Origin of the sequence: Streptomyces sp. cg35, from assembly GCF_050410835.1 — a bacterium.
Lineage (GTDB): Bacteria > Actinomycetota > Actinomycetes > Streptomycetales > Streptomycetaceae > Streptomyces.
The window spans coordinates 2,510,660-2,531,859 of sequence record NZ_CP191268.1 but is presented as its reverse complement, the minus strand read 5'-3'; the positions used below and the strand labels follow the sequence as shown (position 1 = coordinate 2,531,859).

Annotated in this window: 18 protein-coding genes; 17 read left to right on the top strand and 1 reads right to left on the bottom strand. The window is 70.9% G+C overall.

What is annotated here, in order from left to right:
• Window positions 1-13 precede the first annotated feature (13 nt).
• Together ACQUQD_RS11580 and ACQUQD_RS11575 are read left to right on the top strand one after the other, a co-directional pair.
• Window positions 14-1,660 carry a PucR family transcriptional regulator gene (locus tag ACQUQD_RS11580; protein ID WP_428951971.1) on the top strand — a complete coding sequence of 549 codons (1,647 nt, stop codon included), beginning with the start codon at window positions 14-16 and terminating at the stop codon, window positions 1,658-1,660.
• Window positions 1,661-1,927: 267 nt separating this feature from the next.
• A complete protein-coding gene (locus ACQUQD_RS11575) occupies window positions 1,928-3,373 on the top strand; it encodes an aldehyde dehydrogenase family protein (protein ID WP_428951970.1) in 1,446 nt (481 codons plus the stop codon).
• 156 nt (window positions 3,374-3,529) lie between these two features.
• Here the strand turns inward: ACQUQD_RS11575 and ACQUQD_RS11570 are convergent, their stop codons facing one another.
• Window positions 3,530-4,645, bottom strand: coding sequence for a lipase family protein (locus tag ACQUQD_RS11570; protein WP_428951969.1), 1,116 nt, complete (start codon window positions 4,643-4,645; stop codon window positions 3,530-3,532).
• A gap of 232 nt (window positions 4,646-4,877) precedes the next feature.
• Between ACQUQD_RS11570 and ACQUQD_RS11565 the strand changes: the two genes are divergently transcribed.
• The 15 genes from ACQUQD_RS11565 (at window position 4,878) to ACQUQD_RS11495 (ending at window position 21,165) form a co-directional block, all read left to right on the top strand.
• Window positions 4,878-5,306 carry a DUF6892 domain-containing protein gene (locus ACQUQD_RS11565; RefSeq protein ID WP_428951968.1) on the top strand — a complete coding sequence of 143 codons (429 nt, stop codon included), beginning with the start codon at window positions 4,878-4,880 and terminating at the stop codon, window positions 5,304-5,306.
• A gap of 111 nt (window positions 5,307-5,417) precedes the next feature.
• A complete protein-coding gene (locus ACQUQD_RS11560; protein WP_428951967.1) occupies window positions 5,418-7,358 on the top strand; it encodes an acyl-CoA dehydrogenase family protein in 1,941 nt (646 codons plus the stop codon).
• 97 nt (window positions 7,359-7,455) lie between these two features.
• Window positions 7,456-7,821: a hypothetical protein gene (locus ACQUQD_RS11555; protein ID WP_428951966.1), complete on the top strand. Its 366-nt coding sequence runs from the start codon at window positions 7,456-7,458 to the stop codon at window positions 7,819-7,821.
• Window positions 7,822-7,891: 70 nt separating this feature from the next.
• Window positions 7,892-9,160 carry a 1-deoxy-D-xylulose-5-phosphate reductoisomerase gene (gene dxr / locus ACQUQD_RS11550; RefSeq protein ID WP_428951965.1) on the top strand — a complete coding sequence of 423 codons (1,269 nt, stop codon included), beginning with the start codon at window positions 7,892-7,894 and terminating at the stop codon, window positions 9,158-9,160.
• Entirely contained in the window at window positions 9,157-10,458 is a 1,302-nt protein-coding gene (locus ACQUQD_RS11545) for a M50 family metallopeptidase (protein ID WP_428951964.1), read from the top strand. Before dxr ends, ACQUQD_RS11545 begins: the two co-directional genes overlap by 4 nt.
• Window positions 10,459-10,607: 149 nt before the next feature.
• Window positions 10,608-11,765, top strand: coding sequence for a flavodoxin-dependent (E)-4-hydroxy-3-methylbut-2-enyl-diphosphate synthase (gene ispG, locus ACQUQD_RS11540; protein ID WP_428951963.1), 1,158 nt, complete (start codon window positions 10,608-10,610; stop codon window positions 11,763-11,765).
• Window positions 11,766-12,099: 334 nt separating this feature from the next.
• Window positions 12,100-12,948 (top strand): GNAT family N-acetyltransferase, encoded by an 849-nt coding sequence (locus ACQUQD_RS11535; protein WP_428951962.1) that lies wholly within the window; start codon window positions 12,100-12,102, stop codon window positions 12,946-12,948.
• A gap of 134 nt (window positions 12,949-13,082) precedes the next feature.
• Complete coding sequence (locus ACQUQD_RS11530; protein ID WP_428951961.1) at window positions 13,083-13,829, top strand: DUF1684 domain-containing protein; 747 nt, start codon at window positions 13,083-13,085, stop codon at window positions 13,827-13,829.
• A gap of 36 nt (window positions 13,830-13,865) precedes the next feature.
• Window positions 13,866-15,392 carry an ABC transporter substrate-binding protein gene (locus ACQUQD_RS11525; protein WP_428951960.1) on the top strand — a complete coding sequence of 509 codons (1,527 nt, stop codon included), beginning with the start codon at window positions 13,866-13,868 and terminating at the stop codon, window positions 15,390-15,392.
• 10 nt (window positions 15,393-15,402) lie between these two features.
• On the top strand, window positions 15,403-16,371 hold the full coding sequence (locus tag ACQUQD_RS11520) for an ABC transporter permease (protein WP_428951959.1): 969 nt from the start codon (window positions 15,403-15,405) through the stop codon (window positions 16,369-16,371).
• Window positions 16,368-17,195, top strand: coding sequence for an ABC transporter permease (locus tag ACQUQD_RS11515; protein ID WP_428951958.1), 828 nt, complete (start codon window positions 16,368-16,370; stop codon window positions 17,193-17,195). The genes ACQUQD_RS11520 and ACQUQD_RS11515 overlap by 4 nt, the downstream gene beginning before the upstream one ends.
• The gene (locus tag ACQUQD_RS11510; protein ID WP_428951957.1) at window positions 17,192-17,998 is read left to right on the top strand and encodes an ATP-binding cassette domain-containing protein; all 807 of its coding nucleotides are present in this window, start codon (window positions 17,192-17,194) and stop codon (window positions 17,996-17,998) included. Before ACQUQD_RS11515 ends, ACQUQD_RS11510 begins: the two co-directional genes overlap by 4 nt.
• The gene (locus ACQUQD_RS11505) at window positions 17,995-18,768 is read left to right on the top strand and encodes an ABC transporter ATP-binding protein (protein WP_428951956.1); all 774 of its coding nucleotides are present in this window, start codon (window positions 17,995-17,997) and stop codon (window positions 18,766-18,768) included. Before ACQUQD_RS11510 ends, ACQUQD_RS11505 begins: the two co-directional genes overlap by 4 nt.
• 59 nt (window positions 18,769-18,827) lie before the next feature.
• Window positions 18,828-19,385 carry a GNAT family N-acetyltransferase gene (locus tag ACQUQD_RS11500; RefSeq protein ID WP_428951955.1) on the top strand — a complete coding sequence of 186 codons (558 nt, stop codon included), beginning with the start codon at window positions 18,828-18,830 and terminating at the stop codon, window positions 19,383-19,385.
• A 79-nt stretch (window positions 19,386-19,464) separates the two neighbouring features.
• A complete protein-coding gene (locus ACQUQD_RS11495; protein ID WP_428951954.1) occupies window positions 19,465-21,165 on the top strand; it encodes a proline--tRNA ligase in 1,701 nt (566 codons plus the stop codon).
• Window positions 21,166-21,200 lie beyond the last annotated feature (35 nt).

Sequence of the window (21,200 nt, the reverse complement as noted above, 5' to 3'; positions counted from 1 at the left end):
ACCTGAAGGCCCCATGCCGCCCACGCTCGCCTCCCTCGTCCACCACTCGGCACTCAAACTCGCCGTGCGCGCGGGCGAGGACCATCTGGACACCCCGGTCCGCTGGGCCCACGTGAGCGAGCTCGCCGACCCCGTCCCCTACATGGAGGGCGGCGAGCTCCTGCTGATCACCGCCCTCAAGCTGGACGCCGACGACCCCGAGGCGATGCGGCGGTACGTGAAGCGGCTGGCCGGCGCGGGCGTGGTCGGGCTCGGCTTCGCCGTCGGCGTCAACTACGACGACGTACCCGAAGCGCTCGTGAAGGCCGCCAGGGACGAGGGACTCCCGCTCCTCGCGGTGCCTCCCCGCACGCCCTTCATCGCCATCAGCAAGGCGGTCTCCGCGGCCATCGCCGCCGACCAGTACCGCGCCGTCACCTCCGGGTTCGCCGCGCAGCGCGAGCTGACCAAGCAGGCCCTGAACGAAGGGCCCGAGGGGCTGCTCGCGGTGCTCGCCGCGCAGGTCGACGGATGGGCCGCGCTCTACGACGCGTCCGGCGCCGTCGTCGCCACCGCCCCGGACTGGGCGGGCCGCCGGGCCGCCCGGCTGACCCCCGATGTCGAGCGGCTGCGGGAGCGGCCCGCGCCCGCCAGCGCCGTGGTGGCGGGCGGCGCCGACGACCGGGTCGAACTGCATTCCATCGGCACCGGGCGACGGGCCCGCGCCGCGCTCGCCGTGGGGACGGCGACGGCGCTCGGCACGGCCGAGCGGTACGCGCTGCACTCCGCGATCGCCCTCCTGACGCTGACCACCGAGCGGTCGCGCGCGCTGTACGCCGCCGAGCAGCGGATCGGCGCGGCCGTGCTGCGGATGCTGCTCGCGGGGGAGCCCGACCATGCGCGGGCCGTCGCCGGCGACCTGTACGGGGCGCTCCTGGACGCGCCGTTCCGGATGGTCGTCGCGGAGGCCGTGGCGCCGCCGCCGACCGGCGTCGTGGCCGCGGCGGGCGTCGCGGCCGGGCCCGGCACGGCCTCGCTCCTCGCGGAGGCGGTGACCGGCGGCGGCCCGGACGCCGACCCGATGTCCGTCCTCGCGGACGTCGTCGAGTCCGCCGCCGCCCGGGCCGGCGAGGCCGTCCTGGTCGTCCCGGACGGGGAGCGGCTGGTGCTGCTCACGGTCGACGGGGGCGCGGCCGCGGAGGCCTGCGTGCAGTACGCCGAGGCGCTGGAGGCGACCCGGGCGAGCGGGTCCGCCGGGGACGAGCTCGTCGTCGGGTTCTCGGCACCGGCCGGGCCGATCGCCGCCGCGACCGCCTTCAAGCAGGCCGAGCAGGCCCTGTCCGTCGCACGCCGGCGCGGACGGATCCTCGTCGAGCACGAGGACGTCGTGGCCGGGTCGGTGCTGCCGCTGCTCGGCGACGACGCGGTGCGGGCGTTCGCGGACGGGTTGCTGCGGGCGCTGCGCGATCACGACGCGACGGGGCGGGGGGACCTGGTCGCCTCGCTGCGGGCGTGGCTGTCGCGGCACGGGCAGTGGGACGCCGCCGCCGCGGATCTGGGGGTGCATCGGCATACGTTGCGGTACCGGATGCGCCGGGTCGAGGAGATCCTGGGCCGGTCGCTGGACGATCCGGATGTGCGGATGGAGTTGTGGCTGGCGCTGAAGGCGACCGGGACGTGATCCAGGGCTTCGCGCCGTCGGGGCTTGCTGGTGGGTTGCCGGGTACGGGGTTCGTCGTGGCTTCTCGCGCGGTTCCCCGCGCCCCTGAGATGCGCACTTCGTGCGGCATCTCCCGATGGAGGCGCGGGGAACCGCGCGACGCCTAGGCCAAACCGGCGCACCGGTCGGCCCCGATCACTCCACCCCGGCCAAAACGTCCGCGCCCCCGCCCCGCCTAACGTGGGGCAAGGAACAAGCCCACGTACACGGAGAGGCCGGTAGACACACATGACCGCCACCCACGCCTTCTGGCTCGCCGGCCGCCAGGCCACCGGGGACGCGACCTTCGACGTCCACAACTCCTACGACGGCCGTCTCGTCGGCACCGTCGCCGTGCCGACCGAGGCCCAGGTCGAGGAGGCCGTCGCCGCCGCGCACGCCGTGCGCGAGGAGTTCGCCGCGACCCCGGCGCACGTACGGGCCAAGGCCCTGAACCACGTCGCCGACCGCCTCACCGAGCGCACCGAGGAGATCGCCCTGCTGATCTCCGCCGAGAACGGCAAGCCGATCAAGTGGGCCCGCGGCGAGGTGGGCCGCGCGGTCTCCGTGTTCCGGTTCGCCGCCGAGGAGGCCCGCCGCTGGAACAGCGGTGACGCCCAGCGCCTCGACACCGACGCGGGCGGCACCGGCCGTCTCGCCCTGACCCGCCGCATCCCCAAGGGCGTCGTCCTCGGTATCGCGCCGTTCAACTTCCCGCTGAACCTGAGCGCCCACAAGGTCGCCCCGGCCATCGCGGTCGGCGCCCCGATCATCCTCAAGCCGGCGCCCGCGACCCCGATCTCCTCCCTGATCCTGGGCGAGCTGCTCGCGGAGACGGACCTCCCGGCCGGTTCGTGGTCGGTCCTCACCGTCCCGAACGACCGGATGCCCGCCCTCGTCCAGGACGAGCGCCTCCCGGTCATCTCCTTCACCGGTTCCGGCCCGGTCGGCTACGCGATCATGGACAGCGTCCCGCGCAAGCACTGCACGCTGGAGCTCGGCGGCAACGGCGCGGCCGTGGTCCTCGCCGACTACGCCTCCGAGGCCGACCTGGACTGGGCCGCGGGCCGCATCGCCACCTTCTCCAACTACCAGGGCGGCCAGTCCTGCATCTCGGTGCAGCGCGTCATCGCCGACGCCGCCGTGTACGACCGGCTGCTCCCCAAGATCGTCGCCGCCGTCGAGGCGCAGGTCACCGGCGACCCGGCCGACGACGCCACCGACGTGGGCCCGCTGGTCAGCGAGGACGCGGCCAAGCGCGTCGAGGCGTGGGTGACCGAGGCCGTCGACGCCGGCGCCTCGCTCCTCGCGGGCGGCAAGCGCGACGGCGCCACGTACGCGCCGACCGTCCTCGCCGACGTGCCGGCCGACGTCACGATCTCCTGCGAAGAGGTCTTCGGCCCGGTCCTCACGGTCAAGAAGGTCGACGGGGAGACCGAGGCCTTCGCGGCGGTCAACGACTCCAAGTACGGCCTCCAGGCAGGCGTGTTCACGCACGACCTGCAGACCGCCTTCCGCGCCCACCGCGCCCTGGAGGTCGGCGGCGTCGTGGTCGGCGACGTGCCGTCCTACCGCGCCGACCAGATGCCGTACGGCGGCGCCAAGCAGTCCGGCGTCGGCCGCGAGGGCGTGCGCTACGCGATGGACGACTACACGTACGAGCGCGTCCTCGTCCTGACCGGCCTCGCCCTGTAAGCGACCCGGCAAACCCCGGCGCGCGCCTGTCCCGCGCGCCGGCGACGGCGGCCCGAACCCACTGTGCGGGGGTTCGGGCCGTCGGCATTTGCATGCGCGCCGACCTGCCCGAACGGCATGCTCCTGGCTGGATCGGATCAAGTCCGAGGGGCGGGTTCAGGGGAATGTCGTCGCCGCATTCTCCAGCTTCGAGCAGTCCACATAGTTCTGCGGAATGTGGTCGTCCAGCGAGACGGGCAGGGAGAGCTTGCGTCCCGCCGGCAGCTGTCGGAGCACGAAGGCGAGGATGCCGATGGGGAACGCCACGGTCGCTGCGAGCACTTGCCGGGCCGTGAATTTCCGCTCTTCCCAGGCGCTGTTCCGGGTGCCGAACATTTCCCTGCCGAAGTGCCTGAAGGAGCCCGCCGTGCGGGGCGGGAAGCGCGGCACGAGATCGTACTGATACACGTGCCGGAACGTCATCGCGCCGAAAATTTCCTGGAAGTGATCCGCGAAGGCCTGGTCCCCGACCATGGGCTGGCCGAAGGTGTAGAGACCGCGGAAAGCGTGCTGCAGTTCTTCCCTCAGATCCTTGGTGAGCTGCTTCAGTCCGTTGTCGAAGAGTTCGCACGCCGCGAATACGGCCAGCGCGCCACCCAGGCTGTGCCCGGTGATGTACAGCTCACCGATCTCGTTCTTGGATTTGCCGCGTCCCCCGAGATGGCCGACGATTTCCGGCCATGCGTACTTGAAGCCGCGGAGGAAGCCGGCGTGGACCATGGAGCCGACCGTGTCCGGGTACGGGACGGTCTCGGTGACGATATCTGTGTAGATATCGGTGAGCGATACGCCCCCGAACTCCGTCCCGCGGAAGATGAGGATGCTGAGCGGCCTCCCGGCACTCCCACCCTCCCGATCGGGCAGCGTGCCCTGCACGAGGAACGCCTGTGTATCGACGAGGAGCGCCCCGTTCTTCACGTCGAATGCGGTGCATTCGGCGTCGCTGATGCCGAAACTCGTCTTCAGCATCTGGCACAGCGTTTGCTCGGTCTCCGAGTAGGCCCACGCGGACGCTGCCGAGAGGAGGAGCGCCATTCCGCGGTCGTAGCCTGTGTAGCTCACTCCGCCGCCGCTTCCGCCTCGCGTTGTGATCGACGCGTTGCGGGCGGACGTCCTCAACACCAGGCTGGTCAGCCCGTCAGGGCCCACCGGCACCGGCGGCGGGACATCCGGTTGAAGGCTGGTCGATGATCCCTGCCCCGATTTCCTGCCTGCCGACTCGCTGTCCACCATGTCATCTCCGAGTGGCTCTGCGGCGGGCCGGTCGGAGCGGTCTTTCGCCGCCCCTGTAAGACGTCGGCCCGCCGCTGTTCAGGCTTGCAGGCATACGGCGACACGGGCGGCGCTTCGTGGTGGAATGTCCGATTCCGTCAGGCTTGGGGGCCGAGAACCGTGATCCGCTCCGGGCCGAGGGGCCGCAGGCGGGTCCGGTCCCGTTGTCAGTGCCGTGCTCTACGTTTCCCGCATGGCCACCTTCACCGACCTGAACCTCAAGCTCGTCGTCATCGAGCGGCTCATGTACACCGACGGGACGCTGGCGCCGCCCTTCCGGCTCGCCGACGTACTGAAGGAGCGGGGGCTGGGCGACGACCCCTGGGACTACGCCTACGCGCACGACCTGGCGTACAAGGTGGTGCCCGAGGCCCGCGCCTACTTCGAGGCGCTGGAGATAAGTGACGAACTCCTGGCCTCGGTCGATGAGTTGGTGATGGACGGCGGCCTCGCGGTCTACCAGGAGTGCGCGCCCGTGTGGGACGGGGAGGACGACCTGTTCGACATCGCCACGCTCGACGACCTCGCGCTGCTGCCGAACCTGCGGCGCGTCATCGGCTCGGAGTTCCTCGGCCCCGAGCTGCGGGCCGCCCTCGGAGCCCGGGGCGTCACGGCGGACTAGCAGCTGCCGCGAGGGCTGGCCGACATGCCCGTTATCGGGTACATACGATCGAGTAGCACCGGTCGGTAGTGAGCCGGGCCGGTGGACCCGACGCGCGGCGAGGTGAACCTCATGTCCGCAACACCCCAACATCAGGCGAAGGTCTCCGAGCGGGAGGCCAGGCAGGTCGCCGAGGCCGCCCGTGAGCAGGACTGGCGCAAGCCCAGCTTCGCCAAGGAGCTGTTCCTCGGCCGGTTCCGGCTCGATCTCATCCACCCGCACCCGCTGCCCGCCGACGCGGACGCGCAGCGCGGCGAGGAGTTCCTCGCCAAGCTGCGCGACTTCTGCGAGACGGAGATCGACGCGGCCCGCATCGAGCGCGAGGCGCGGATCCCCGACGAGACGGTCAACGGGCTCAAGGAGCTCGGCGCGCTCGGCATGAAGATCGACACGAAGTACGGCGGCCTCGGCCTGACGCAGGTGTACTACAACAAGTCCCTCGCGCTGATCGGTTCGGCCAGCCCCGCCCTCGGCGCGCTGCTCTCCGCCCATCAATCCATCGGCGTACCGCAGCCGTTGAAGCTGTTCGGTACCCAGGAGCAGAAGGAAGCCTTCCTGCCGCGGTGCGCGCGCACCGACATCAGCGCGTTCCTGCTGACCGAGCCCGACGTGGGCTCCGACCCCGCGCGCCTGGCCACGACGGCCGTCCCGGACGGCGACGACTACGTCCTCGACGGGGTGAAGCTGTGGACGACGAACGGGGTCGTCGCGGACCTCCTCGTCGTCATGGCGCGCGTACCGAGGTCCGAGGGGCACAAGGGCGGCATCACCGCGTTCGTCGTGGAGGCCGCCGCGGACGGCATCACCGTCGAGAACCGCAACGGCTTCATGGGCCTGCGCGGCCTGGAGAACGGGGTCACGCGCTTCCACCAGGTCCGGGTGCCCGCGGCGAACCGGATCGGGCCGGAGGGCGCCGGCCTCAAGATCGCCCTCACCACGCTCAACACCGGCCGCCTCTCCCTGCCCGCGATGTGCGTGGGCGCGGGCAAGTGGTGCCTGAAGATCGCCCGCGAGTGGTCGGCGGCGCGCGAGCAGTGGGGCAAGCCGGTCGCGTTCCACGAGGCGGTCGGCGCGAAGATCAGCTTCATCGCGGCCACCACGTTCGCCCTGGAGGCCGTCGTCGACCTGTCCTCGCAGATGGCCGACGAGGACCGCAACGACATCCGCATCGAGGCCGCCCTCGCCAAGCTGTACGGCTCCGAGATGGGCTGCCTGATGGCCGACGAACTCGTCCAGATCCGCGGCGGCCGCGGCTTCGAGACCGCCGAGTCCCTGGCCGCGCGCGGCGAGCGCGCCGTGCCCGCCGAGCAGATCCTGCGCGACCTGCGGATCAACCGCATCTTCGAGGGCTCGACCGAGATCATGCACCTGCTGATCGCCCGGGAGGCCGTGGACGCCCACCTGTCGGTCGCGGGAGACCTGATCGACCCGGACAAGTCCCTGTCGGACAAGGCGAAGGCGGGCGCCAAGGCAGGCGGCTTCTACGCCAAGTGGCTGCCGAAGCTGGTCGCCGGCCCCGGTCAGCTCCCGCGCTCGTACGCCGAGTTCCACCCGGCCGGACACCCGGACCTGTCGGGTCACCTGAGGTACGTCGAGCGGTCCGCGCGCAAGCTCGCCCGCTCCACCTTCTACGCCATGTCCCGCTGGCAGGGCCGCATGGAGACCAAACAGGGCTTCCTCGGCCGCATCGTCGACATCGGCGCCGAACTGTTCGCCATGAGCGCGGCGTGCGTCCGCGCCGAACTCCTGCGCACCACCGAAGGGTACGGCCGCGAGGCCTATCAACTCGCCGACGTGTTCTGCCGCCAGGCCCGGATCCGCGCCGACGAGCTCTTCGACCGGCTCTGGACCAACACCGACGACCTGGACCACAAGGTCGTCAAGGGCGTCCTCGGCGGTACGTACACCTGGCTGGAGCAGGGCGTCGTCGACCCGAGCGGCGAAGGCCCCTGGATCGCCGACGCGTCGCCGGGCCCGTCCAAGCGGGAGAACGTGCACCGGCCGATCCGCTGAGCCGCCGACCGGACCCGGCCGTCGCTGGCCTGACGGAGGGCGCCGACGGATCCGCCGGTAGAGTCCGGCGGATCCGTCACGACGTCAGGGGGCTCGGATGCGCGATGAGACGAAGTACCGCAACGACCTGGAACGCCACTTCCTCGCCGAGACCCAGCGCATGCGCGGCCGCGGCCTGGCCCTGCTGTGGACCGGCGGCCTGCTCTGGCTGTACGTCGCCCTGCGGCTCGTCCTGCCGTGGTCGGTCCTCGGCGCCGACCCGGACTGCGGCGCCCCGCTCTTCGAACGCCTCGACGTCGACTACGAAGGCGCCGTCGTCAACGCCTGCTCGGTCAGCCCCTGGCCCACCCTGCTCGCCGTCCTCGCGGTCTCCGTCCCGGTGCTGGTCACGGGCGCGGCCCTGTACGTACGCGGCGTGGTGAGCGCCAACCTCAGCCACTACGTGCGGTCGATGACCCGCTGAGGCCAGATCTTCCGGACCCGTACGGGGGCACCCTGTCGGCCTCACAGCAAGGCCACGCAACAATAGGGGAATGACCGACAGCCCAGCGCCGCTCGCCGACCCGCATCTCGTCTTCGACCCCGCCCCCGGTGACGCCCCCAGGGACATCGCCGTCCTGGGCGCGACGGGCTCGATCGGCACCCAGGCCATCGACCTCGTGCTGCGCAACCCCGACCGGTTCCGGGTCACCGCCCTGAGCGCGGCCGGCGGCCGGGTCGAGCTCCTCGCGGAGCAGGCGCACCGCCTGCGCGTCCGCACGGTCGCCGTCGCCCGCGAGGACGCCGTACCGGCGCTGCGCGAGGCACTCACGGCCCAGTACGGCGCGGGGGAGCAGCTCCCCGAGATCCTCGCCGGGCCCGACGCCGCCACCGAGATCGCCGGACGCGGCGACTGCCACACCGTGCTCAACGGCATCACCGGCTCCATCGGCCTGGCCCCCACGCTGGCCGCCCTCGAAGCGGGCCGCACCCTCGCCCTCGCCAACAAGGAGTCGCTGATCGTCGGCGGCCCGCTGGTGAAGGCCCTCGCCAAGCCCGGCCAGATCATCCCGGTCGACTCCGAGCACGCCGCCCTCTTCCAGGCCCTGGCCGCCGGCACCCGCGCCGACGTGCGCAAGCTGGTCGTCACCGCGTCCGGCGGCCCGTTCCGCGGACGCACCAAGGCGGACCTCGCGAACGTCACGGTCGAGGACGCGCTCGCGCACCCGACCTGGGCGATGGGCCCGGTCATCACCGTCAACTCGGCGACCCTGGTCAACAAGGGACTGGAGGTCATCGAGGCGCACCTGCTCTACGACATCCCCTTCGACCGCATCGAAGTGGTCGTGCACCCGCAGTCCTACGTGCACTCCATGGTCGAGTACGTCGACGGGTCCTCGATCCTCCAGGCGACCCCGCCCGACATGCGCGGCCCGATCGCGATCGGCCTCGGCTGGCCCGAGCGGATCCCGGACGCGGCGCCCGCGTTCGACTGGACGAAGGCGTCGAGCTGGGAGTTCTTCCCGCTCGACAACGACGCGTTCCCGTCGGTGGGCCTCGCCCGGCACGTGGGGGAGCTCGCGGGCACGGCCCCGGCGGTGTTCAATGCCGCCAACGAGGAGTGCGTGGACGCCTTCCTGAAGGGCGCCCTGCCGTTCAACGGGATCATGGAGACCGTCACCCGGGTCGTCGAGGAACACGGCACACCGGGAACGGGAACTTCCCTGACGGTCGCGGACGTCCTCGAAGCGGAGACCTGGGCACGCGCCCGGGCCCGTGAACTGACAGCACAGGACAAGGCAGCCGCGGAGGCTCGTGCATGACGACCTTGATGATGATCCTCGGCGTAGTCATCTTCGTGGTGGGCCTGCTCATCTCCATCGCCTGGCACGAACTGGGCCACCTGTCGACGGCGAAGCTCTTCGGCATCCGCGTCCCGCAGTACATGGTCGGCTTCGGGCCCACCATCTTCTCGCGGAAGAAGGGCGAGACCGAGTACGGCATCAAGGCGATCCCGCTCGGCGGCTACATCCGCATGATCGGCATGTTCCCGCCCGGCGCCGACGGCCGGATCGAGGCCCGCTCGACCTCGCCGTTCCGCTCCATGGTGGAGGACGCCCGCGCGGCCGCCTTCGAGGAGCTCAAGCCCGGCGACGAGACCCGCCTCTTCTACACACGCAAGCCGTGGAAGCGCGTCATCGTGATGTTCGCGGGCCCCTTCATGAACCTGGTCCTGGCGATCGGGCTGTTCTTCGTGGTCCTGATGGGCTTCGGCGTCACCCAGCAGACCAACGTCGTCTCGTCCGTCTCGCCCTGCGTCATCGAGGCCAGTGCCCAGCGCGACAGCTGCAAGGCGTCCGACCCCGAGTCCCCGGCGAAGGCGGCCGGCCTCCAGCCGAAGGACAAGATCGTGTCCTTCAACGGGGTCACGACGGACAAGTGGAACACCCTGTCCGACGAGATCCGGGAGAGCGCCGGCAAGACGGTCCCGATCGTCGTCGAGCGCGACGGGCAGCAGAAGACGCTGAACGCGAAGATCGCCACGAACCTGGTCGCGAAGAAGGACTCCAGCGGCCAGATCGTCGACGGGTACGTCCGGGCCGGCTTCCTCGGCTTCACCGCCGCCACCGGCGTCGTCCACCAGGACTTCGGCGACTCCGTGTCCTGGATGACCGACCGGGTGGGCGACGCCGTCGACTCGATCGTCGCGCTCCCGGGGAAGATCCCCGCGCTGTGGGACGCCGCCTTCGGCGACGGCCCGCGCGAGCAGGACTCCCCGATGGGCGTGGTCGGCGCGGCCCGGGTCGGCGGCGAGATCTTCACCATGGACATCCCGGCGACCCAGCAGCTCGCGATGGCCCTGATGCTGGTCGCGGGCTTCAACCTCTCCCTGTTCCTGTTCAACATGCTGCCGCTGCTCCCGCTCGACGGCGGCCACATCGCGGGCGCCCTGTGGGAGTCGCTGCGGCGCAATCTGGCGCGGGTGTTCCGGCGCCCCGACCCGGGCCCGTTCGACGTGGCGAAGCTCATGCCGGTGGCGTACGTCGTGGCGGGAATCTTCGTCTGCTTCACCATCCTGGTGCTCATCGCGGACGTGGTGAACCCAGTGAAGATTTCCTGATCGCAGGGCATTTACGGCGGCCGGGCACACTGTGTGTCCGGCCGCCCACCTTTGAGTGGAGTTGCGGGGCGCGGTGTGCTGGGGCGTGCGCCGGTGACGTAATCTCGGAAGCCTTGGGACTCGATCCATACCTTGGGGTTGCACAGCAGATGACTGCGATTTCACTCGGCATGCCGGACGTACCGATCAAGCTCGCCGAGCGGCGCAAGAGCCGGCAGATCCAGGTCGGCACGGTGGCCGTCGGCGGCGACGCTCCGGTCTCGGTGCAGTCCATGACGACGACGCGCACGTCCGACATCGGCGCCACGCTCCAGCAGATCGCCGAGCTGACCGCGTCCGGCTGCCAGATCGTGCGGGTGGCCTGCCCCACGCAGGACGACGCCGACGCGCTGCCCGTCATCGCCAAGAAGTCGCAGATCCCGGTGATCGCGGACATCCACTTCCAGCCGAAGTACGTCTTCGCGGCCATCGAGGCGGGCTGCGCCGCGGTCCGCGTGAACCCGGGCAACATCAAGCAGTTCGACGACAAGGTCAAGGAGATCGCCAAGGCGGCCCGTGACCACGGCACCCCGATCCGTATCGGCGTGAACGCGGGCTCGCTCGACCGGCGCCTGCTCCAGAAGTACGGCAAGGCGACCCCCGAGGCCCTCGCCGAGTCCGCGCTGTGGGAGGCGTCCCTCTTCGAGGAGCACGACTTCCGCGACATCAAGATCTCGGTCAAGCACAACGACCCGGTCGTGATGGTCAACGCGTACCGGCTGCTCGCCGAGAAGTGCGACTACCCGCTGCACCTCGGCGTGACCGAGGCGGGTCCCGCCTTCCAGGGCACCATCAAGTCCGCGGTCGCCTTCGGCGCGCTGCTCTCCGAGGGCATCGGCGACACCATCCGCGTCTCCCTCTCGGCCCCGCCGGTCGAGGAGATCAAGGTCGGCAACCAGATCCTGGAGTCGCTGGGCCTCAAGCCCCGCCGCCTGGAGATCGTGTCCTGCCCGTCCTGCGGCCGCGCCCAGGTCGACGTCTACAAGCTCGCCGAGGAGGTCACCGCCGGCCTCGACGGCATGGAGGTGCCGCTCCGCGTCGCCGTCATGGGCTGCGTCGTGAACGGCCCGGGCGAGGCCCGCGAGGCCGACCTCGGTGTCGCGTCCGGCAACGGCAAGGGCCAGATCTTCGTCAAGGGCGAGGTCATCAAGACCGTCCCCGAGTCGAAGATCGTGGAGACCCTCATCGAGGAAGCGATGAAGATCGCCGAGCAGATGGAGAAGGACGGGGTGGCCTCCGGCGAGCCCTCCGTGGCCGTCGCGGGCTGACACCGGCTCGGGCCTCCTCGGCCTTTTTGCGCGCGCTCGTCTGCCGGGTCCTTCCGGTGGGCGGGCGCGCCTCTCGTGGTGGCTGGTCGCGCCGTTCCCCGCGCCCCTGAGATGCGCGCTTCGTGCGGCATCTCATCGATGAGGCAGCGGCGGAGCCGCATGCCTCAGGGGCGCGGGGAACGGCGCGAGAAGCCCCACCGGGCCGCACCCGCCCGACAGCGACAACCCGGCAGACGAGTCCGCGCGCAAAGGGACCCCGCCCACGACAGAGGCGGCCCACACCACCGGCAGGTACAGTGCGGAGATCAGCAGCCCAGCCAAAAAGGCCCCGCACGTGTTGACTCAGACCACCACCCGGGTCCTCGAACCGAGTGACCTCGACGCCGCACTCGCCGTGCTCGACCGCGAGCCGGTCGCCAATGCCTTCGTGACGGCCCGCGTCCGCATCGCGGGCCTGGATCCGTGGCGGCTCGGCGGCGAGATGTGGGGCTGGTACGAGGACGGCATGCTGCAGTCGCTCTGCTACGCGGGCGCCAACCTCGTGCCGATCTGCGCGACCGACCGCGCCATCCGCGGCTTCGCCGACCGGGCGCGACGGGCCGGCCGCCGCTGCTCCTCGATCGTGGGGCCCGCCGAGCCGACGGCCCAGCTGTGGCGGCTGCTCGAGGCGAGCTGGGGCCCGGCCCGCGAGGTCCGTCCCCACCAGCCGCTGATGGTGACCGACCGGATGTCCGCCGACGTCACCCCGGACCCGTACGTGCGCCGCATCCGCAAGGACGAGATGGACGCGATCATGCCGGCGTGCGTGGCGATGTTCACCGAGGAGGTCGGCGTCTCCCCGCTGGCCGGCGACGGCGGCCTGCTCTACCAGGCGCGGGTGGCCGAGCTGGTCGGCTCCGGACGCTCCTTCGCCCGCCTCGACGAGCACGGCAAGGTGGTCTTCAAGGCGGAGATCGGCGCCGCCACCGAACAGGCCTGCCAGATCCAGGGCGTCTGGGTCGCGCCCGAGTACCGCGGCCGCGGCCTCGCCGCCCCCGGCATGGCCGCCGTACTGCGCTACGCCCTCGCCGACGTCGCCCCCGTCGTCAGCCTCTACGTCAACGACTTCAACACCCCGGCCCGCGCCGCGTACCGCCGCGTGGGCTTCGAAGAGGTCGGGGCGTTCATGAGCGTCCTGTTCTAGGACGCTCACCCCGACGCTCGCACGTTTCCTGTGGCTCCCGTCTCATCTCTTTGACGCCGTTTGACATTAGTGAGTCTTATGAACCATAAAGGGAGAGCTTTGGTTTAAGTTTCACTGACTGTAGGTGCCACGCGATGTCTGTTTCCGGTCCGGCCGCTCCGTCCGACGACCCCCAGAGGGACTGGGAGGCATGGCGTGCCGAGCGGCACCGCTCCCTCACCGGCCCCACCGGGAACCTCTCCCTCGTCGAGACGCGCTGGCTCCCCGCGGGCGAGCTGCCCGACCTCGATGCCGCCCGCGCCGGACAGCCGGACACCGTGAGCGTCACCGCCCTCGAGCGCACGGACCTGGTCACCGGAGAGCCCGAGCACGGACTGCGCTTCTGGGACGCGAACTCCCCGGCCGTACAGGACTTCGAGCGCGTCGACGCCTTCCCGTACGACCCGGACTGGGTCCTCGACGCCACGTACACGCCCGTCGAGGGCGCCCGCCGCGTCGCCTTCGAGCACCTCCGTGACAACGGCGGCACCCGCGAGAAGGTCGTCCCCGGCGACATCGCCCTCACCGTCGACGGCACCGCCTACACGCTCTCCGCCTTCGACGACGACGGCACCCTGCTGCTCGTCTTCGGCGACCCGACGAACGGCGACTCCACGTACGGCGCCGGCCGCTTCCTCTTCGTCGAGCACCTCGGCGCAGAGGAAGCAGCCGGCGAGGGCCGCGTCCGCCTCGACTTCAACCGCGCCTTCGTGCCCCCGTGCGGCTTCTCCGATCAGTACAACTGTCCGATGCCGCCGCGGCAGAACCGCTTCCACCTGCCCGTCGAGGCGGGCGAGAAGCTCCCCCTCTTCCGCGACGGCGCCGCCGGCACCGCCCACTGATCGACCTCCCGCAGCACTTCGCACGAAAGCACCCTCATGAACCTGCACCTGCGCAAGAAGCCCCTCTCCGCCGGCGTGCTCACCGTCGCCCTCGCCGTCACGCTCGCCGCCTGCGGCGGTGGTGGCGCCAACTCCGCCTCGGGCAGCGGAAGTTACGACAAGAACGCCACCGTGAACATAGGCTCGCTCTACGAGCCCCAGAACCTCGACAACACCGGAGGCGGTGGCCAGGGCGTCACCGAGGCCCTCAACGGCAACGTCTACGAGGGACTGTTCCGGCTCACCGACGCCGGCAAGGTCGAGAAGCTCCTCGCCCAGGACTACAAGGTCAGCGGCGACGGTCTCACCTACACCTTCACCCTGCGCGACGGCGTCAAGTTCCATAGCGGCAAGGCCCTGACCAGCAAGGACGTCAAGTACAGCCTCGAGAAGGTGATCGCGAAGGACTCGCAGTCCGCGCGCAAGTCCAACCTGGAGGTCATGAAGGACATCACCACCCCCGACGCGAAGACCGTCAAGGTCACGCTGTCGCAGAAGTCGATCTCCTTCGTCTACAACCTCTCCTACGTCTGGATCATCAACTCCGACGCGAAGAACCTGAAGACGACGGAGGACGGCACCGGCCCGTACACGCTGGACAAGTGGACACGCGGCTCGGCACTGAGTCTCGACCGCTTCGCCGGGTACTGGGGCCCCGCAGCCAAGAACAAGCAGGTCGTCCTCCACTACTACAAGGACGCGACCGCCCTCAACAACGCGCTGCGGACCAACGCCGTCGACGTCGTCACCAGCGAGCAGTCGCCGGACGCCCTCGACCAGTTCAAGTCCGACCAGAACTACAAGGTCAACGACGGCGACTCCACCACCAAGCTGCTGCTCGCCTTCAACGACAAGGCCAAGCCGTTCACCGACGTCAAGGTGCGCCAGGCCGTCTCCGCCGCCATCGACGACAAGAAGCTCCTCGCGTCCGTCTGGGGCGGTTACGGCAAGGAGATCGGGTCGATGGTGCCGCCCACCGACCCCTGGTACGAGGACCTGACCAAGGTCAACGCGTACGACGTGACGAAGGCGAAGAAGCTGCTCAAGGAGGCCGGGTACGCCAAGGGCTTCAGCTTCACGCTGGACACCCCGAACTACGACCCGCACCCCACCGCCGCCACCTTCATCAAGTCGCAGCTCGCCAAGGTCGGCATCACCGTCAAGATCAACACGATCACGCCCGACGAGTGGTACACGAAGGTCTACAAGAACCACGACTTCTCGGCCACGCTCCAGGAGCACGTCAACGACCGCGACCTCGTCTGGTACGGCAACCCCGACTTCTACTGGGGCTATGACGACAAGCAGGTCCAGGACTGGGTGAAGCAGGCCGAGGAGGCCTCCAGCACCGCAGCGCAGACCGAGCTGCTGAAGAAGGTCAACCGCAAGACCGCCGAGGACGCGGCCAGCGACTGGCTGTACCTGTACCCGCAGATCGTCGTCGCCAGCACGAAGCTGTCGGGCTACCCGCTCAACGGCCTCAACTCGCAGTTCTTCGCGTACGACATCAAGAAGAGCAGCTGACACCCCGGCCATGCTGAGATACCTCCTGCGGAGGCTGGTGTTCCTGCTGGTCTCCCTCGTCCTCGCGAGCATCGTGCTGTTCGTGCTGCTGCGGATGCTGCCCGGCGACCCGGCGAACGCGCTCACCTCGGTGGGCGCCTCGCCCGAGCAGATCGCCGCGGCCCGGCACTCCATCGGCTCCGACCAGCCGCTGCCCGAGCAGTTCGTCCACTGGATCGGCCAGCTGGCGAGCGGTGACCTCGGCACGTCGTTCGTCAGCTCGCTGCCGGTCGGACCCGAGGTGAGCCAGCGCCTGAACGTGACGGTGCCGCTCACCCTCGCCGCGTTCGTGCTCGCCGTGCTCGTCGCGATACCGGCCGGCTTCGTGGCCGCGTACAAGAAGAACACCTGGTACGGGGCGCTGCTCAGCGGCGTCTCCCAACTGGGCATCGCCGTCCCGGTGTTCTGGCTCGGCATGATCCTCATCGCGGTCTTCGCGCTGAACGCGGGCTGGCTGCCGTCCGGCGGCTTCCCGCAGGACGGCTGGGACACCCCGGCCGACGCCGTCCGCTCGCTCGTCCTGCCGGTGGTGACGGTGGCGCTGGTGATGTCGGCGTCCCTGATCCGGTACGTGCGCTCGGCCACCCTCGACGTCCTCGACAGCGAATACCTGCGCACGGCACGCGCGCTGGGCTCGTCGTTCGGCCGCGCCATGTGGCGGCACGGACTGCGCAACGCCTCCGTGCCGGTCATCTCCGTGCTCGGCATCGAGCTGGCGTCGACGCTGCTCGGCGCCGTCGTCGTCGAGTCCGTGTACGCGCTGCCGGGCCTCGGCTCGATGCTCGCGACCGGCATCGCACAGCACGACTACCCGGTGATCCAGGGCGTGCTGTTCCTCTCGACGTTCGGCGTGCTGATCATCGGGTTCGTCGCGGACCTCGTGCAGCGGATCGTCGACCCGCGGCTGCGCGGACGGCTGTCGGGAGGTGGGGTGCGATGAAGCGCCGGTCCTCCCTCACCCTGTGGACGGGCGGGGTGCTCGCGGGCCTCGTGGTCCTGCTCGCCCTCGTCTCCCTCTTCTGGCTGCCCTACGACAGCGACGACACCTCCGGCGGACGGCTCGCCGGACCCGGCGACGGGCATCTGCTCGGCACCGACAAGCTCGGACGCGACCTGTTCACCCAGCTCATGACCGGATCGCGGATCGCCCTGGAATCCGGGCTCGGGGCCGTGGCCGTCGCCACGCTGCTCGGCGTCACGCTGGGCGTCCTCGCGGCGTTCGCGCAGGGCTGGTTCGACGACACGGTCTCCGCGCTGCTCGACATCCTCATCGCGTTCCCGACACTGCTGCTCGCCATGCTGATCGTCGCCGCGCGCTCGGCGACGCTCGGCTCCGCGATCCTCGCCATCGGCCTCGCGCAGAGCGCCGTGGTGGCCCGGCTGACCCGGATCCTGGTCAAGCGCGTCCTGGCGCAGGACTACATCACCGCGTCCCGCACCTCGGGCACCTCCTGGGCGCGGGTCGTCGCCGGGCACGTGCTGCCCAACATCTGGCCGACGCTCGTGGTCAACCTCGCGCTGCAGTTCGGCCTGGCCGTGCTGGCCGAGGCCGGCCTGTCCTACCTGGGCCTGGGCGCACCGCCGCCGAACGCCTCGTGGGGCCGGATGCTCCAGGAGGCACAGGCGACGTTCACCACCGCTCCCGCGGGCGCGCTCGCCCCGGGCATCCTGCTTGTCGTCCTGGTCATCGGCGTGAACCTCATCGCGGACGGACTGCGCGACGTCCTCGACCCGACCGCGCGGAAGGGAAGGGCGGCGCTGTGACCGACGCACTGCTCGCGGTGAACGACCTGACGATCCGTACCGCCGAGGGGCGGGCCCTCGTCTCGGAGCTGAGCTTCGAGATCGGCCGCGGTGAACGGCTCGGCCTCATCGGCGAGTCCGGCTCGGGCAAGTCCCTGACCACACTGGCCGTGCTCGGCCTGCTGCCCGCGGGCATGACGGTCACCGGCGGCATCGAGCTGGACGGCACGCCGATCGTCGGGGCGAGCGAGCGCACCCTCGTCGGCGTACGCGGCCGCAGCGCGGCCGTCGTCTTCCAGGAGCCGCTCACCGCCCTGGACCCGTTGATGCGGGTGGGCCGGCAGATCGCCGAACCCCTGCGCAGACGCCAGGGGCTCAAGGGCGCCGCGCTGCGGGCCGCCGTGGCCGCACTCCTCGACCAGGTGCGGCTGCCCGAACCGGACCGCATCGCCCGCGCCTTCCCGCACGAGATCTCCGGCGGCCAGCGCCAGCGCGTCGCCCTCGCCATGGCACTGGCCTGCGACCCGGCGCTGCTCATCGCCGACGAACCCACGACCGCCCTCGACGTGACCGTGCAGGCCGACATGCTCGACCTGATCGACGGACTCGTGCGCGAGCGCGGCACCGCCGTGCTGTTCGTCAGCCACGACCTGGCCGTCGTCGCGCGGGTCACGGACCGGGTCCTGGTCATGAAGGACGGCCGCGCGGTCGAGACGGGCGCCGTCGCCGACGTCGTACGGGCTCCCCGCGAGGCCTACACCAAGACGCTGGTGGACAGCGCACGCCAGCTGGAATCGGCCCTTGACCTGGGAGGTGCGCGATGACCTCGCCCGTGCTGGAACTCGACGCGGTGTCCTACGCGTACCGGGGGAGCGCGGCACCCGTCGTCACCGACGTGTCCGTGGCCGTCGAGGCCGGGCAGAGCCTGGCCCTCGTCGGCGAATCGGGGGCGGGCAAGACGACCCTGCTGCGGATGCTGCTCGGCCTCGCCCGGCCCACCGCGGGGACGGTGCGCTTCGACGGCGACGAGCTGCGGCTGCGCGACCGGACACAGATGAAGGCGTTCCGGCGCAGCGTGCAGTGCGTCTTCCAGGACCCCTACGCGTCGTTGGACCCGCGCCGGCGCGTGCGCCGCATCGTCGCCGAGCCGCTCAGGTCCCTCGGCGTCGCCTCCGGGGACGATGCCGGGCGGCGCGTCGCCGAGGCGCTCGAACGGGTGGGACTCCCGGCCGACGCCGCGGAGCGCTACCCGCACGAGTTCTCCGGCGGCCAGCGCCAGCGCATCGCCATCGCGCGGGCCACCGTCTGCGACCCGCGCGTCCTCCTCGCCGACGAACCGGTCTCGGCGCTCGACGTCACGACCCGCGTGAAGGTCGTCGACCTGCTCGCGGAGCTGAAGGAGACGGCCGGACTGACGGTCGTCATGGTCTCCCACGACCTGTCGGCGGTGGCCGCCCTGTGCGAGCGCACCGCCGTGCTGGAGCGGGGCCGGGTGGTCGAGTCGGGCGCCACGTCCGCGGTCCTCGGCGCGCCCGAACACGCCTACACCCGCCGCCTGCTGGCGAGCGTGCCGCGGCTGCCGGCGCGGGCCTGACCCGGGCCGAGGCGGGCCACCCGTACGGCATGCCCGGCCCCCCGGGGTACCCTCCGGGCATGCCGCACCGGAACCGCACGGACGACACCGCCGTCGCCATCGGCCCCCTCGATCTGCGCGCCCGGGTCGACGAGGCCCTCGCCGTCCAGGCGTACGCCTTCGGGCTGAGCGACGACGAGATCGCCGTGCGCCGGCAGATCGTGCTGCGGCACATGACGTACCCGGGAGCCCGCGCCCTCGGCGCCACCACCGACACCGGCCGCCTCGTCGGCTTCGTCTACGGCATGCCGAACGACCGCACCCACTGGTGGTCCACGGTCGTCGAGCCGTACCTGCGCGCCCGCGGCCACGACCACTGGCTCGACGACTCCTTCGTCATCACCGAGCTGCACGTCCACCCCGGCTACCAGAACCGCGGCATCGGCCGCACCCTCATCACCACGATCACCGACGCCGCGTCGCAGCCCCGCTCGATCCTCTCCGCGATCGACTTCGACAGCCCGGCCCGTGGCCTGTACCACTCCCTCGGCTACGACGACCTGGCCCGACAGGTCCTCTTCCCCAGCGCCCCGAAGCCGTACGCGGTGATGGGCGCGCCCCTGCCGCTGCTGCGCTGACCCGGAACCGATTTCCGGCCGCGCCCACCGCCCGGCTAACCTCCTGCCCATAACCCTTTCGTCGCAGGAGTCGAGAATCATGGCCAAGGTCCAGGTCCAGCGCATGTCCCGCTTGATGGTGAAGACGCTGCGCGACGACCCGGCGGACGCCGAGGTGCTCAGCCACAAGCTGCTGGTCCGCGCCGGTTTCGTGCGCCGCACCGCCGCCGGCATCTGGTCCTGGCTGCCGCTCGGCAAGAAGGTCCTCGCCAACGTCGAGCGCGTGGTGCGCGAGGAGATGGACGCCATCGGCGCCCAGGAGGTCACCCTCCCCGCCCTGCTGCCCAAGGAGCCCTACGAGGCGACCGGCCGCTGGACGGAGTACGGAGCCGAGCTGTTCCGCCTGAACGACCGCAAGGGCGGCGACTACCTCCTCGGCCCGACCCACGAGGAGATCTTCACGCTCCTCGTCAAGGACCAGTGCACGTCCTACAAGGACCTGCCGGTGATCCTCTACCAGATCCAGTCGAAGTACCGCGACGAGGCCCGCCCCCGCGCCGGCATCCTGCGCGGCCGCGAGTTCCTGATGAAGGACTCCTACTCCTTCGACACGGCCGACGAGGGCCTCGCCGAGTCCTACGCCCTGCACCGCGCCGCCTACCAGCGGATCTTCGAGCGCCTCGGCCTCGACCACCGCATCTGCGCCGCCACCGCCGGCGCCATGGGCGGCTCGAAGTCGGAGGAGTTCCTGGCCCCGGCCGCCGCCGGCGAGGACACCTTCGCCGACTGCCCGAACTGCGACTACGCGGCGAACACCGAGGCGGTCTCGTACACCCTCAAGCCGGTCGACGCCGCGGGCGTCGCCGCTCTGGAGGAGATCCCCACCCCCGACACCCCGACCATCGAGACGCTCGCCGCGTACCTCGACGTCCCGGCGTCGGCCACGCTCAAGAACCTCCTGGTGAAGGTCGACGGCGAGATCGTCGCCCTCGGCGTCCCCGGCGACCGCGAGGTCGACATGGACAAGGTCGAGGCCCACTTCGCCCCGGCCGCCGTCGAGCTCGTCACGGCCGAGGACTTCGAGGGCCGCGACGACCTCGTCCGCGGCTACGTCGGACCGCAGGGCCTGGAGAAGGTCACCTACCTCGCCGACCCCCGCATCGCCCCCGGCACCGCCTGGATCACCGGCGCCAACAAGGACGGCGTGCACGCCAGGAACGTCGTCGCGGGCCGCGACTTCGAGGTCGACACCCACGTCGACATCGTCGTCGTCCAGGAAGGCGACCCGTGCCCGAACTGCGGCACCGGCCTCAAGCTGGACCGCGCCATCGAGATCGGCCACATCTTCCAGCTCGGCCGCAAGTACGCCGACGCCTTCCAGCTCGACGTGCTCGGCCAGAACGGCAAGCCGGTCCGCGTGACCATGGGCTCCTACGGCATCGGCGTCTCCCGCGCCGTCGCCGCGCTCGCCGAGCAGCACGCCGACGACAAGGGCCTCGTCTGGCCCGAGGAGATCGCCCCGGCCGACGTGCACGTCGTCGCCGCCGGCAAGGCCCTCCAGACGGAGCTGGCCCTGGAGGTCTCCGACAAACTGGCCGCGGCCGGTGTCCGCGTCCTGGTCGACGACCGCCCGGGCATCTCGCCCGGCGTGAAGTTCACCGACTCCGAGCTGATCGGCGTGCCGAAGATCCTGGTCGCCGGCCGCCGCAGCGGCGACGGCATCGTCGAGCTGAAGGACCGCCGCACCGGCGAGCGCGAGGAGCTCACGGTCGAGGAGGCCGTGGCCCGCCTCACCGCCTGAGCACCGCCCAAGACGCCGATGGCGCCGGAACCTCG

Excerpts from the sequence above, each read along its gene's own strand:
- ACQUQD_RS11500 (WP_428951955.1), top strand. The coding sequence starts at position 18,828 with ATGCCGCACCGGAACCGCACGGACGACACCGCCGTCGCCATCGGCCCC.
- ACQUQD_RS11560 (WP_428951967.1), top strand. The coding sequence starts at position 5,418 with ATGTCCGCAACACCCCAACATCAGGCGAAGGTCTCCGAGCGGGAGGCC.
- ACQUQD_RS11515 (WP_428951958.1), top strand. The coding sequence starts at position 16,368 with ATGAAGCGCCGGTCCTCCCTCACCCTGTGGACGGGCGGGGTGCTCGCG.
- ACQUQD_RS11530 (WP_428951961.1), top strand. The coding sequence starts at position 13,083 with ATGTCTGTTTCCGGTCCGGCCGCTCCGTCCGACGACCCCCAGAGGGAC.
- dxr (WP_428951965.1), top strand. The coding sequence starts at position 7,892 with ATGACCGACAGCCCAGCGCCGCTCGCCGACCCGCATCTCGTCTTCGAC.
- ACQUQD_RS11580 (WP_428951971.1), top strand. The coding sequence starts at position 14 with ATGCCGCCCACGCTCGCCTCCCTCGTCCACCACTCGGCACTCAAACTC.
- ACQUQD_RS11520 (WP_428951959.1), top strand. The coding sequence starts at position 15,403 with ATGCTGAGATACCTCCTGCGGAGGCTGGTGTTCCTGCTGGTCTCCCTC.
- ACQUQD_RS11555 (WP_428951966.1), top strand. The coding sequence starts at position 7,456 with ATGCGCGATGAGACGAAGTACCGCAACGACCTGGAACGCCACTTCCTC.
- ACQUQD_RS11495 (WP_428951954.1), top strand. The coding sequence starts at position 19,465 with ATGGCCAAGGTCCAGGTCCAGCGCATGTCCCGCTTGATGGTGAAGACG.
- ACQUQD_RS11505 (WP_428951956.1), top strand. The coding sequence starts at position 17,995 with ATGACCTCGCCCGTGCTGGAACTCGACGCGGTGTCCTACGCGTACCGG.
- ACQUQD_RS11545 (WP_428951964.1), top strand. The coding sequence starts at position 9,157 with ATGACGACCTTGATGATGATCCTCGGCGTAGTCATCTTCGTGGTGGGC.
- ispG (WP_428951963.1), top strand. The coding sequence starts at position 10,608 with ATGACTGCGATTTCACTCGGCATGCCGGACGTACCGATCAAGCTCGCC.
- ACQUQD_RS11575 (WP_428951970.1), top strand. The coding sequence starts at position 1,928 with ATGACCGCCACCCACGCCTTCTGGCTCGCCGGCCGCCAGGCCACCGGG.
- ACQUQD_RS11565 (WP_428951968.1), top strand. The coding sequence starts at position 4,878 with ATGGCCACCTTCACCGACCTGAACCTCAAGCTCGTCGTCATCGAGCGG.
- ACQUQD_RS11570 (WP_428951969.1), bottom strand. The coding sequence starts at position 4,645 with ATGGTGGACAGCGAGTCGGCAGGCAGGAAATCGGGGCAGGGATCATCG.
- ACQUQD_RS11525 (WP_428951960.1), top strand. The coding sequence starts at position 13,866 with ATGAACCTGCACCTGCGCAAGAAGCCCCTCTCCGCCGGCGTGCTCACC.